Below are 12,886 nucleotides of genomic sequence, written 5' to 3' on the forward strand. Positions count from 1 at the left end.
TGGCACCGCAGTCAACTTCTGTGATGTGGGACACGAGGGGCGGGAAGCGGTCGTGGGACGGCCCGCCTCTACGAGAGGACAACTCATGCGTGCACGAGGGTGGTCGGTCGCGGCGGGGGCACTGGGTCTGGTGCTCATGGCTTCGGCGTGTGGCGACGGCGGTGATGGCGGCGGTGCCCAGGTCGAAGTGTTCTCCTGGTGGACCGGCGGCGGCGAAGAGGCGGGCCTGAACGCCCTCATCGAGCAGTTCGAGGAGGACAACCCCGACGTCGAGTTCGTCAACGCGGCGGTGGCCGGTGGTTCGGGCACCAACGCCCAGGCGGTCCTGGAGGGGCGCCTGCAGAGCCAGGACCCGCCGGACTCCTTCCAAGGACACGCCGGAGCCGAACTCCAGGACTACATCGAGGCCGGATACCTGGCCCCGATGGACGACTTCTTCGACGAACAGGGGCTGCACGACGCGCTTCCAGACCAGCTCGTCGAACAGATCACCTACGACGGGTCCGTCTACTCGGTGCCGGTGAACATCCATCGCTCCAACGTCATGTGGTTCAACCCCGGGGTGCTGGAGGAGGCCGGGGTGGACGCCCCGCCCGAGACCCTGGACGAACTCCTCGAAGCGCTGGAGGCGGTCTCGGAGGAGACCGACGTCATCCCCATGGCGGTGGGCGCGCAGTGGACCGTCTCCCATCTGCTGGAGTCGGTGCTGCTGGCCTCGCTGGGCCCCGAGGGCTACAACGCGCTGTGGGAACCCGGCGCCTCCTGGGACACCCCCGAGGTCGCCGACGCCCTGGGCACCTTCGAGGAGATCATGGAGTACACCCAGGAGGAGTCGGCGGCCGAGGACTGGCAGGAGGCGGCGCGTCGCGTCTCCGACGGCGAGGCCGCCTTCAACATCATGGGGGACTGGGCCGCCGGTTACTTCGACGAATTGGGAGCGCTCCCCGGCGAGGACTACGACTGGGCCGCGTCCCCGGGCACCGACGGCACCTACATGTGGCTCTCCGACAGCTTCACCCTGCCGGTGGGGGCGCCCAACGAGGAAGCGGCGATGACCTGGCTGGAACTGGTCGCGAGCCAGGAGGGCCAGGACACCTTCAACCCGCTCAAGGGTTCGATCCCCGCACGCGAGGACGCCGACCCGGCCCGCTACGCCGACAGCCCCTACCTGGAGTCGGCGCTGGAGGAATGGCAGTCCGGCCCCGAACTCGCGGGCTCCTTCTGGCACGGCGTGACCGTCGGCAATCGCTGGAAGAACGACATCGACACCGCCGTCGGCCTGTACCTCGGCGACGGTGACACCGAGGCGTTCAACGCCGCACTGAACGAGGCCGCGCAGTCCGAATGAGCAACTCGAACAACCCGCCCGGGGTCGCACCGCGCGACCCCGGGCGCACCACCGCGCCCGCGCGCCCGAGCAGGGTCCGTCGGGCGTTGACCCGTGCCCGCACCTGGCTGCCCGGACTCCTGCTGGTCTCCCCGTCGATCCTGCTCATCGGGGTGTTCGTCTACGGCATGATCGGGTGGAACACCCGGTTGGCGCTCAGCGACAAGCACGCGCCGATCCAGGACGGGGAGTTCGTCGGTCTCGTCAACTTCGTGGCCCTGTGGCAGGAGGCCCGTTGGCCGGCGGCCGTGGGCAACGCGATCGTCTTCACCGTGGTCTTCGTCGGCGGCGCGCTGTTCATGGGCTGGCTCCTGGGGCTGCTCCTGGACAAGGGCATCCGCGGCGAGGCGGTCTTTCGCACCCTGTTCCTGGCACCGATGGCGGTTTCCTTCATCGCCACCGGTGTGGTGTGGCGCTGGCTGATGAACCCCGCGCCCGCCGAACGCGCCACCGGGCTCAACGCGCTGTTCGTCCACTTCAACCTGGACTTCCTGGTCAACGACTGGTGGACCGCGCCGGACCTGGGCATGGCGGCCATGGCGCTGCCCGCGATCTGGCAGTTGGCCGGGTACATCATGGCGTTGTTCCTGGCCGGCTTCCGCGGTGTTCCCGAGGACCTGCGCGAGGCGGCCCGCGTCGACGGATGTTCCGAATGGGGCGTGTACCGGCACGTGGTCATGCCCCAACTGCGGCCGGTCCTGCTCAGCGCGATCATCATCCTGGGCCACATGTCGTTGAAGGTGTTCGACCTGATCATCGCGATCGCCGGGCAACAGATCATCGCCGACGTCCCGGCCGTGTACATGTGGGCGATGGTCTTCGAGGTCCGTGACCCGGCCAAGGGAGCCACCATCGCCTCCTACCTGTTGTTCGCGGTGGCGGTGTTCGTCATCCCCTACCTGGTGTGGACCGTGCGCAAGGAACGGAGCGAGGGCCGATGACCCAGAGCGCACCCGAACGGGTGATCGCGCCCGGAGGCGGGGTCGCCGGCACCACGCGGCGCGGACAGGCGGTCAAGTTCACCGTCCTGTTCGCCCTGGCGGTGCTGTTCCTGCTGCCGATGTACGTACTGCTGGTGACCGGGTTCAAACCCTTCGAGGAGGCCACCGCGGCCCGGGCCTGGTCGCTGCCGCAGGTCTGGAGCGTCGAGGGATGGGCCACGGCCTGGGAGGCCCTGGCCCCGGGGATGTACAACAGCGTCCTGGTGGCGGTGCCCAGCGCCGCCATCTCGGCGGTGTTGGGCTCCATGAACGGGTTCGTCATGGCGCGCTGGCGGTTCCCCGGCGCGGACACGGTGTTCACGCTGTTCCTGTTCGGGATGTTCATCCCCTACCAGGCGGTGATGATCCCGCTCCAACAGATGTTGGTGAGCGCGAACCTCATGGGCGGGGTGCTACCGCTGATCCTGGCGCACACCGTCTACGGCATCCCGATCTGCACGCTCATCTTCCGCAACTACTACGCGAGCATCCCCCAGACGCTCATCGAGGCGGCCAGGGTGGACGGCGCGGGCATGTTGCGCACCTACGCGTCGGTGGTGCTGCCGGTGTCGGCGCCGGCCTTCGCGGTCACGCTGATCTGGCAGTTCACCTCCGCCTGGAACGACTTCCTGTTCGCGGTCTTCCTCACCGGTCCCAACAGCTGGCCGGTGACGGTGCAGCTGAACAACGTGGCCGGGTCGATGGTGGTGCCCTACAACCAACAGATGGCGGCGGCGGTCCTGGCGTCGCTGCCGACGTTGATCGTCTACCTGGTCCTAGGCCGCTACTTCATGCGCGGTCTGATGGCCGGGGCGCTCAAGGGCTGATCCACGCACGGGCGTCGTCTCCGATCACGGGAGGCGACGCCCGTTGTCCTTTTCGGTGGAAAAAAGGGGAATGTGAATTCCCGTGTTCGTGCCATTGTGGTTTTATTCGTCGCTGATCGGTGGACCGAAACCGTCCGTTCGAGTATCGGTCTTGCGCGGGACCCCTGCTTCGGAGAAGATCTTCCTGATCATCCTCCGTGTCGCGCGTGAGGGAGGGGATCGTTTCCGTGAAACGTGCACGAAATGCGAAAGGAAGGTGGAATGAGGATTCCTTCCGCCATGGCCGCGCTGGTTCTGGGGAGTCTCGTTCTGGGTGCGGCGCCGGCTCACGCCGCCACCGGTGAGGTCGTGGTCTTCACCACCGAGTTCGAGGACCTGGTGCGCTACGCCGAACCCGCGTCGGGTGACTGCGTGCGCCTCCCCGCCACCGCGCACGTCCTGGTCAACCTGACCGACACGGACGTGAGCCTGCACGCCGGACCCCGGTGCGGCGGGCCCGGGGTGACCGTGGAGCCGGACCGTGGATGGCACGCGCCGCCCAGCGGACTGTTCAGCTTCTTGGTGGCGTGACCTTCGAAACCGAAGAAAAGGGATGGAACGCACTATGAGTCCATAGCGTCCTTTGTCCCTTTGTTCTCGGCCGATTGGGTATGGGCTCCTCCGGGTTCGGGACATGAGGGTCCGTTCTCGGAATTGACGCCCTTTCCCGCAGTGCACCAAACTGGCTCCTCGTTCGATGGTTCCGTTCGTCCAGAAAAGGACGCGGGCCTACGGGAACGGAGAACGGAAAGGTGCCCTCCCTTCATGCTGCACACCCTCATCGTGGGTCTGGGGAGAGCGGGACGAGGACTGCACGCGCCGTCGCTCGCCAAGGTGCGGGCGGCGGCCCCCGCCCTGTTCGCACCCGGGCCGGTCATGGGTCACGACCCGCACGCCGCCGAGGTCGACGGCATCCTCCCGTTCTCCCGCCTGGACGACGCGGCCCGTCATCGACCACCACGGGACACCGTGGTCCACCTGTGCACCCCGCCCCGGCTGCGGGCCCGGACACTGGAGCGACTGGCCCGACTCGGCTACCGCCGGATCATCGTGGAGAAACCCCTGGCCCCGGACCTGGTGGAACTGGCCGCGATCGCCCGGCTGCGCCGCCGTTGGGACCTGGACCTGACCGTCACCACCCCTTGGTCGGCCAGCACCCTGAGCGCCCGTCTCATGGCGGTCCGCCGCTCCCACGACTTCGGAGCCCTGCGCGCCATCACGGTGTTCCAGCACAAACCCCGGTTCAGTCGGACCCTGGAATCCCCCGCCCACCCCACCGCCTTCGACATCGAGGTGCCCCACGCCCTGGCCATGGCCGTCACCCTGGCGGGCGGGGCGGACGTGGTCGCCGCCGAACTGGACGACATGGTCCTGGGCCGCACCCGGCTGCCCGGCCTGGGCGGGGCGCGGCTGGACCTGCTGCACCACACAGGTGTGCGCACCCGCATCGAATCCGACCTGACCGCGCCCCTGCGCGAGCGGCGCATCGTGCTGGAGTTCGACGAAGCCGTCCTGACCGGCCACTACCCGTGCAGCGAGGCCGACCACACCGCGCAACTGATGGTGGCGGTGCCCGGCCGGGAACCGGTCCGTTCGATCTTCGTCGACGACGCCCTGCCCGAACTCCTGCACTCCTGTTACGCCCGCTACTCCCGGCATCGACGGGAACCGGGCGAACTACCCGTCCACGTGGAGGCGGTCCGACTGCTCTCCGAGGCCAAGAACCGCTGTTCCCTCCAGCCGTACTCCCCGCACACCACACGATGGGAGGTGGCCGATGTCGTCGGCGCCTGAACGACCTCGCCTGGCCGGAATCGGTGACGAGGCCGCCCCCGGACTATCGAGTCAGCTCACCGCCGTGCGCGAGCTCGAATGGGACCTGTTGGAGCTGCGCACCCTGGACCGCGTCCCCCTCGCCTCGTTGTCCGAGGCCGACTTCGCGTCGGCGGCCGAACGCATCCGGGCGGCCGGTGTGGAGGTCGTCGCCGTCGCCGCCAAGATCGGTGACTGGTCGCGTCCCATCACCGGTGACTTCGCGCTGGACGTGGCCGAACTCGACGTACTGGCCCGACGCTGCGCGGTCCTGGGGACGCGCACGGTGCGGATCATGTCCTATCCCTCCGGCGGGTCGAACGAACCCGAGTGGCGCCGCGAGGTGCGTACCCGGGTACGTGAACTGGTCCGCCGCGCCGAGGACGCGGGACTGGTCCTGGCACACGAGAACTGCGCCGGTTGGGCCGGAGAGGACGCCGACCGTGCCCTGGACCTGATCTCCCACGTCGACAGCCCGGCGCTACGGATCCTGTTCGACACCGGTAACGGGGTCGCCCACGGCTACGACGCGGCCGCGATGCTGCGCCCGCTCGTGGAGTACGTGACCCACGTCCACGTCAAGGACGCCATCGCCGCTCCCGACGGCGAAACCGCCTACGTGGCGCCCGGGGAGGGCGAGGCCGGGGTGGAGGAATGCCTGGCGATCCTGGCCGGCCACGGCTACCGGGGCGCCCTTTCCATCGAACCCCACCTGCGTCTGCGCCCCCACCTGGGAGCCCAGGGCATCGATCCCGGTCGCGGGGAGGAGGCCGCGTTCGTCGAGTACGGACGGACCCTGGAGAAGTTGGTGGACCGGGTCTGGCGCGGGGAGGTGATCCGATGACGCTGACCGACCGGGACCACTCCCTCCTGCTGCGCTTGTTGACCACCCCCACCGCGGGCCCACTGGAGGTCGGCGCCACCGGCCCGCCTCCCCGGCTGTGGCGGGCCCAGCACGACTACGCCGAGGCCGCGGCGCGGATCGGTTTCCGCGTGGTGCGTCACGCCCCCGCCGACCACACCGACCTGAGCGTCCCCGGTGTGCCCGAAACGGTACGCGAGGCCGCGGCGGACCCCGACTTCCTGACCTGCCAGCCCAGCCTGGTCCTGCGATTGGGTCCCGACACCGTCCCACCCGAGCGCACCGTGATGTTCAACGTGCACCTGGACACCGTCGCGGGCGGGCCCCCGGCCCACTTCGACGGCGAGGTCTTCCACGGCCGGGGCGCCATCGACGCCAAGGGCCCCGCCGTGGCGCTGCTGGCCGGGGTGCGCGCGGCCGGGGAACGTTCGGCCGCCCTGGGGCGGGACAGCGCGGTGATCATCCAGGCGGTCGCGGGCGAGGAGGGCGGTGCCATGGGTGTGCTGGGCACCCGACCGCTGGTGGAACGCGGCCACGTGGGCCGCCTCAACGTGTTCTGCGAACCCACGTCCGGGCGCTTCCTCACCCGCTCGACGGCGTCGATGACCGCACGGGTGTCCGTACGCGGCGACGACGCCATCGACGATCGCCCCCACACCGGGCACAACGCCTCGGTCCTGTTGGGCTTCATCGCCCAGAGCATGGGCCGATCCCTGGACGGGCGCGCCCACGACGGGGCGGTGTGCGTGGCGGGCCTGCGCACCGGGGACCTGCACAACCGTGTCTACGGCACGGGTGACCTGCTGCTCAATCTGTCCTACGCCGAACCCGAGGCCGGTCGAGCCCTGGAGGCGGCGGTCACCGACGCGTTCGAGATGGCCCTGAAGGAGTTCACCGACCTCTTCGGCGACGGAACCCTGTTCGCCCGCACTGCGGCGGACGCCCCGCGCATCACCCGACTGACCTGGCCCAAGCGGGGCCTGCCGGTCCTGGACGACCACGATCGATGGGGCCACGACCTGTTGCGGGGGATCGGCGTGCCCACCTGGCCCGCCGACGAGGCCGCCTTCACCTGTGACGCCATCTGGATGGCGGGGATCGCCGGCACCTGCACGGTCGTGCTGGGACCGGGAGACCTGGCCGCGGACGGGGCCCACGGGGACGACGAGCGCGCCCACCTGAGCGACCTCGACGGGTTCGCCGACACGGTGGCCCGCATCCTCGCCGCCTTCACCGACGAGGCCGGCGAGCCGGACGAGACCTACGGAGGACCGTGACCACACTGCCCGCACCACCGGAACCCTCCCCGACACGAGAGAGGGTCCTGGTCGACCACGACGCCCTGCTGGACTTCCTCACGGAGATCCTCGTGGGCCGGGGCCTACCCCGAGCCCGTGCGCGCGAGGCGGCCCGCGCCCTGTGCCACGGTGACCTGACCGGGATGGACTCCCACGGCGTGGCCAACCTGGCCCGTCTCTACCTGCCCCTGCTCGACGAGGGGCGGGCCGACCCCGACGCCGAGCCCCGGGTCATCACCGACCTGGGCGCGGCCGTGCTGATCGACGCCCGCCGCGCCCTCGGGCTGTGGGCGGCCTCGGAGGCGATGGACCTGGCCGCGGAGCGGGCCGAACGCCACGGGGTCGGGCTGGTGGCGGTGCGCGACGCCACCCACCTGGGCTGCGCCGGACACCACGCGCTGCGCGCGGTCGAACGCGGCATGATCGGCGTGGTGACGAGTAACTGCGGTGGTCAGCGCATCGCCCGACCACCCGGTGGCACCGTGGCGGTCCTGGGCACCAACCCGCTCAGCGCGGCGGCACCGGCCGGTTCGCTCCCCCCGTTCCTGCTGGACATGAGCACCACGGCCGCGCCCACCGGGCGGATCCGGCAGGCGGCCCGGGAGGGGCGGTCGATTCCGGAGGGGTTGTTGCGCGACGACCGGGGCGCACCGGTCACCGATCCGGCCGCCTTCGACGCCGGCCTGGCGCACCTGATGTGGCTCGGTGGCGAGGTGGGTCGGTTCAAGGGGTTCGGGCTCGGTGTGCTGGTGGAGGTGCTCTCCGCCGTGGTCTCCGGCTCCGGCCGGGGACCCCACCCGGACGCCCTGACGGGGGACGGCGGGCCCCACGGGCGAGATGACGACATCGGCTTCCTGATGTTGGCCATCGCCCCCGACGCCTTGCGCGAGGGCGCCCGCACCGACGCCGAGGAACTGTTCGGGGTCCTGACGGACTGCGAGCCCGTCGACCCCGACCACCCCGTGCGCTACCCCGGCTGGCACGAGTACCACCTGGCGGCCGAGCGCCGTGTACGGGGCGTGCCACTGCACGTCGACCTGTACGAGGAACTGGTGGAGACGGCCCGCCTGGCCAAGATCCGAGCCCCCGCGACCCTGGAGGAGGAGCGATGAGGACGTTGCGCGTGGGAGTGGTCGGCCTGGGGGTCATCTCCCGCTTCCACCTGAGGGCGCTGGCCACCTCCCCGGACTGGGACCTGGTGGCGGTGTGCGACCTGGACCCGAACGAGGTCGCCGCGCCCCCACCCGGCGCGACCGGCTACACCGACCACGCCCGGATGCTGGCGGAGGCGGACCTGGACGCGGTCGTGGTCACCGCCCCCAACGACGCGCACGCCCGGATCTGCGCGGACGCCATCACGGCCGGGACCGCCGTGTGCGTGGAGAAACCGCTGGCCCTGGACCTGGCGGAGGGGGAGGCGTTGAGCGTCCTGGCCCGGGACCGGGGGGTGCCCCTGTTCACGGCCTTCCACCGCCGGTACAACTCCGAGTTCGAGGCGTTGCGGGAACAGGTCGCGGACAGCACGGTGACGGAGGTGACCGTGCGCTACCTGGAACGGATCGAGGAACACGCGGGACGGGACACCTGGTACCTGGACCCGGCACGGTGCGGGGGCGGATGCGTGGCCGACAACGGCCCCAACGCCTTCGACCTGGTGGAAACGCTGCTGGGTCGGACCCAGGTGTCCGGGGCGCGGGTGGTGTGCGATGAGGCGGGTGTGGACCGGTGGGCGGAGATCACGTTGACCGGTGGCACGGGCCGGGCCCGGGTGGTCCTGGACTGGTCCCACCCGGGGGAGCGCAAGGACGTTCGGGTGCGCACGGCCGACGGTCGTGAACTGACGGCGGACATGCTGGCCGACCGACCGGCCTTCAAGGAGTCGCTGTGGCACGAGTACGAGGGCGTGGCCGCCGATTTCGCCCGACGGGTCCGTCAGGGCCGGGTCGAGGACGGGGGCGGGACGTCCGCGTTGCGGTTGGTGGGCCAGACCTACCTCGCGGCGGCCGACGGAGAGCGGGTGGGGCGGTGAATCCGCACGAGGACGGGGCCAAACGGGAGGTGGCCGCGACCCTGGTCAAGGTGCTGAGGCATCGCAGGACCGAACGGGGGATGCGGTTGGAGCCGTTCGCGAGCCGGTGCCTGCGCGCGGGCGAGGTCCACGAACTGGTCGCCACCGAGCACACCGAGACCGCCGAGGGAACCCGGATCGACCGGGTCGGTTTCCTGGGGTTCGCCGAGATCACCGCGGCCGGGGTCGTGGATCGAGGGGACCAGGTGTGGATCGGCCCGCGCCGGGTGGGGGTGGTGCTGGGGTTCGACGCCTGCCACACGCCCAACCACTACAACGTGCTGATCCACGCCTCCCCGATGCCCACCGGAGGCGACCTGGGGTTGTGCCCGAACGAGCCCGTGGTGTTCCGGCAGGGGAGCGCGGACATCGTCGCCGAACTTTTCTCCACACCATACATAAACAATGTCGGAGAATGTCCGATATAAAATTAGAGTAGTCTCGGTGGTTTTCCCTGTGGGGTCATTGTCGGGCGCTCGATATTGGTAGGCTTCGAGTCGAGGGGGCGATTCAAGAATCGCCTTTATATTCCCCGCCCGGGGAGCTCCTTGTTTTCTCGCATTCATTATTGAAGGAGAACAGATGACGACTGCCGTCAAGGCCAACGACCGTCTCGAAGAGCGCTTCCGTCTCTGGGACCACAACAGCAACGGCGTGATCGAGCGCTCGGACTTCGAGCAGGAGTTCGAGGGCATCATCGAGCGCTTCGGCGTCGACGCCTCCGCGCCCGGTGCCGCCGCCCTCCGGGCCGCCTACCAGGGCCTGTTCGACCGTCTCGCGCAGGCCGCGGGTACCGAGGAGATGTCCAAGGAGGACTTCATCCGGGCCGCCGAGAGCGAGATCGTCAGCAGGGGCGACGCCGGCTTCTCCGAGGTCCTGCAGCCGACCATCCAGGCGATCACGACCATCATCGACACCGACGGTGACGGCGAGATCAGCCCGGTGGAGATGCAGCGGTGGTTCTCCGCCATCGGCCTGACCCCGGAGCAGTCCGACGAGGCCTTCCGTGAGATCGACACCGACGGTGACGGAACCCTCACGGTCACCGAGCTGGTCGCCGCGGTCCGCGACTACCACCTCGGCAAGAACGACATCCCCCTCCTGGGAGTCTGACACCCCCGCGGCGTCGACCCCCTTCGGTCCGGCCGCGTCCCGCGCGGCCGGACTCCGCCCCAAGGAAAAATGACATGAAGACGACATTCTCCTCCCCGGCCCCCAGAGAAAGGGGCGGGGAGCACACGGGTGTGCCCTTCTTCGACCAGTCCGAGTCCTTTCGAAGACTGTGGCCGGAGATCGAACACCACTGTGTCCGCGTCATGGACGACGGTAAATTCTCCCACGGCGCCATGGTCGCCGAATTCGAGCGCGCCCTGGAGGATTTCACCGGCGCCCGACACGTCGTCGGCGTCAACTCCGGAACCGACGCCCTCGTGCTGTTGCTGCGCGCCGCCGGGCTGAGCCCCGGCGATGAGGTGATCGTCCCCGCCTACACGTTCGTCGCCACCGCCACCGCCGTGGTGCACGCCGGTGGCGTCCCCGTCTTCGCCGACATCGAGGAGCACGGCTACGGCATCGACCCCGACTCCGTCGAGGCCGCCATCACCGAGCGCACCCGCATGGTCATGCCCGTCCACCTCTTCGACCGTCTCGCCGACATGGACGGTGTGGGCCGCGTCGCCCGCGCCCACGGGCTCACCGTGGTGGAGGACAGCGCCGAGGCCATCGGTATGCGCGCGAACGACGTACACGCCGGCCTGCTCGGCGCCGGCGGTGTGCTCTCCTTCTTCCCCACCAAGACACTGGGGGCCATCGGCGACGCCGGTGCGCTGCTCACCGACGACGACACCATCGCCGAGACCGCTCGGATGCTGCGCCACCACGGCCGGTCCGGGCGCACCCTGGCGGCGTTCCCGGGGATCTCCAACCCGACGGTCGTCACCGGCGGCAACAGCAAGATGGACGACATCCAGGCCGCCGTGCTGCTGGCCAAACTCGCCCGCCTGGACGTGGACATCGCCCACCGCGCCGCGCTCTCGCGCCGCTACGACGACCGGTTGCGCGAACTGCCGGGGGTGCGGGCCGTCCCCGGCGACACCCCCTCCCGCCCCGGCGAGGAACGCGTGGTCTACGTGTACCTGATCGAGGTGGAGGACCGCGACGGCCTCGTCGCCCACCTGACGGCCGCGGGCATCGACACCGAGGTCTACTACCCGCGCCCGCTGCACCTGCAGCCGTGCTTCGACGATCTGGGATACCGGCCCGGCGACCTGCCCCGTGCCGAGTCGGTGTGCGGGTCGGCCGTGGCGCTACCGCTGTACGCCGACCTGACCGGGGACCACGTCGACCGGGTCTGCGACGAGATCGAACACTTCCTCACCGGGAGGACGCGATGACCGTCACCGCCGAACAGACCATCCCCTTCTTTCCGGCCGACCTGTTCGAAGCCGATCGCGAAGCCCTGCTGGGGGCGCTGCATGAGGTCGGTACCGACCCCGAGCAGAAGTTCATCCTGGGTCGGCGCACCGCGCGGTTCGAGGACGCGCTGCGCGCCCGCCTGGGGGCCTCCGACGTCGTGGCCTGCTCCAGCGGCACCTCCGCCCTCACCCTGATCCTCTCCGCCATGGGCATCGGGCCCGGTGACGAGGTCGTCGTGCCCGCCTTCGGGTGCGCGCCGCTGGCGAGCACGGTCCTGTCCCAGGGCGCGACCCCCGTGTTCGCCGACATCGACCCCCGCACGCTGACCATGGACCCCGAGCACGCGGAGGCCCTGGTCACCGACCGGACGCGGGCGTTGATGCCCGCGCACATGTTCTCCGTCATGGCCGACATGCCGCGTCTGCGCGCTCTGGCCACCAAGGTCGGGGTACGGCTCGTGGAGGACTCCGCGCTCGCCCAGGGAGGCGTGCTCGCGGGCCGTCCGGCCGGCCGGTGGGGCGACGCCGGTGTGTACTCCTTCGTTCAGGTCAAGGTCTTCGGGATGCCGGGTGAGGGCGGCGTGGTCCTCACCGACGACACCGACCTCGCCGAACGGGTGCGTATGTCGCGCAACCACGGTCAGGACGGCCGCAACCGCTTCCTGCACCACCACGTCGGCCACAACAGTCGCTTCGACGAGGTGATGGCCGCCTTCCAGCAGCACCGCCTGGCGGGCCTCACCGAACGGATCGACCGCCGCACCGCGATCTGTTCGTACTACTCCGAACGCCTGGCCGACCTGGCCGACGCCGGGATCGTCGCGCCGCCCGTGGGCGGGGACGGCCGATTCCCCTACGTCTACACGCTTCTGTGCGAGGACCGTGAGGGACTGCGCGACCACCTGGCCGCCGAAGGGGTCGCCGCCCACGTCTACTACCCGCGGATCCTGCCCGAACAGCCGGCCTTCGCCCCCCACGCCCGACCCGACGGAACCTGGCCCCGGGCACGGGAGGCGGCTCGCCGCAACATCTCCCTGCCCCTGTACCCGCACCTGAGCGACGCCCGCGTCGAACACGTGGTCGAGGCCGTTCGGTCGTTCGTCCACACGCGGAACCGCTGACGGGACCCACCCCCACAGGAGGCCCCTCCGATCGGAGGGGCCTCTCCGCGGACATGCTCCGGAGCCCACACCAGCAAG

Annotated in this window: 13 protein-coding genes; all 13 read left to right on the forward strand. The window is 70.1% G+C overall.

The features are described 5' to 3' along the window. Positions 1–85: 85 nt before the first annotated feature. Complete coding sequence (locus tag ABZ717_RS14455) at positions 86–1,348, forward strand: ABC transporter substrate-binding protein (protein ID WP_358509625.1); 1,263 nt, start codon at positions 86–88, stop codon at positions 1,346–1,348. Beyond that, the gene (locus tag ABZ717_RS14460) at positions 1,345–2,328 is read left to right on the forward strand and encodes a sugar ABC transporter permease (protein ID WP_358509628.1); all 984 of its coding nucleotides are present in this window, start codon (positions 1,345–1,347) and stop codon (positions 2,326–2,328) included. The genes ABZ717_RS14455 and ABZ717_RS14460 overlap by 4 nt, the downstream gene beginning before the upstream one ends. After that, a complete protein-coding gene (locus ABZ717_RS14465) occupies positions 2,325–3,194 on the forward strand; it encodes a carbohydrate ABC transporter permease (RefSeq protein ID WP_358509631.1) in 870 nt (289 codons plus the stop codon). The genes ABZ717_RS14460 and ABZ717_RS14465 overlap by 4 nt, the downstream gene beginning before the upstream one ends. A gap of 261 nt (positions 3,195–3,455) precedes the next feature. After that, positions 3,456–3,764 (forward strand): hypothetical protein, encoded by a 309-nt coding sequence (locus tag ABZ717_RS14470; protein ID WP_358509634.1) that lies wholly within the window; start codon positions 3,456–3,458, stop codon positions 3,762–3,764. A 234-nt stretch (positions 3,765–3,998) separates the two neighbouring features. Beyond that, positions 3,999–5,027: a Gfo/Idh/MocA family oxidoreductase gene (locus ABZ717_RS14475; protein WP_358509637.1), complete on the forward strand. Its 1,029-nt coding sequence runs from the start codon at positions 3,999–4,001 to the stop codon at positions 5,025–5,027. Next, entirely contained in the window at positions 5,011–5,889 is an 879-nt protein-coding gene (locus tag ABZ717_RS14480) for a sugar phosphate isomerase/epimerase family protein (protein WP_358509640.1), read from the forward strand. The genes ABZ717_RS14475 and ABZ717_RS14480 overlap by 17 nt, the downstream gene beginning before the upstream one ends. Beyond that, positions 5,886–7,184: a M20/M25/M40 family metallo-hydrolase gene (locus ABZ717_RS14485; RefSeq protein ID WP_358509643.1), complete on the forward strand. Its 1,299-nt coding sequence runs from the start codon at positions 5,886–5,888 to the stop codon at positions 7,182–7,184. The genes ABZ717_RS14480 and ABZ717_RS14485 overlap by 4 nt, the downstream gene beginning before the upstream one ends. Continuing rightward, on the forward strand, positions 7,181–8,317 hold the full coding sequence (locus ABZ717_RS14490) for an Ldh family oxidoreductase (RefSeq protein WP_358509646.1): 1,137 nt from the start codon (positions 7,181–7,183) through the stop codon (positions 8,315–8,317). Before ABZ717_RS14485 ends, ABZ717_RS14490 begins: the two co-directional genes overlap by 4 nt. Then, positions 8,314–9,234 (forward strand): Gfo/Idh/MocA family oxidoreductase, encoded by a 921-nt coding sequence (locus ABZ717_RS14495; protein ID WP_358509649.1) that lies wholly within the window; start codon positions 8,314–8,316, stop codon positions 9,232–9,234. Before ABZ717_RS14490 ends, ABZ717_RS14495 begins: the two co-directional genes overlap by 4 nt. Beyond that, positions 9,231–9,701 (forward strand): hypothetical protein, encoded by a 471-nt coding sequence (locus tag ABZ717_RS14500; RefSeq protein WP_358509652.1) that lies wholly within the window; start codon positions 9,231–9,233, stop codon positions 9,699–9,701. Before ABZ717_RS14495 ends, ABZ717_RS14500 begins: the two co-directional genes overlap by 4 nt. A gap of 154 nt (positions 9,702–9,855) precedes the next feature. After that, positions 9,856–10,386, forward strand: coding sequence for an EF-hand domain-containing protein (locus tag ABZ717_RS14505; protein ID WP_358509655.1), 531 nt, complete (start codon positions 9,856–9,858; stop codon positions 10,384–10,386). Between the two features lie 74 nt (positions 10,387–10,460). Continuing rightward, a complete protein-coding gene (locus ABZ717_RS14510) occupies positions 10,461–11,666 on the forward strand; it encodes a DegT/DnrJ/EryC1/StrS family aminotransferase (RefSeq protein WP_358509658.1) in 1,206 nt (401 codons plus the stop codon). Further along, a complete protein-coding gene (locus ABZ717_RS14515; protein ID WP_358509661.1) occupies positions 11,663–12,808 on the forward strand; it encodes a DegT/DnrJ/EryC1/StrS family aminotransferase in 1,146 nt (381 codons plus the stop codon). The genes ABZ717_RS14510 and ABZ717_RS14515 overlap by 4 nt, the downstream gene beginning before the upstream one ends. Positions 12,809–12,886: the final 78 nt, after the last annotated feature.

Source organism: Nocardiopsis sp. NPDC006832, assembly GCF_040635885.1.
Lineage (GTDB): Bacteria > Actinomycetota > Actinomycetes > Streptosporangiales > Streptosporangiaceae > Nocardiopsis.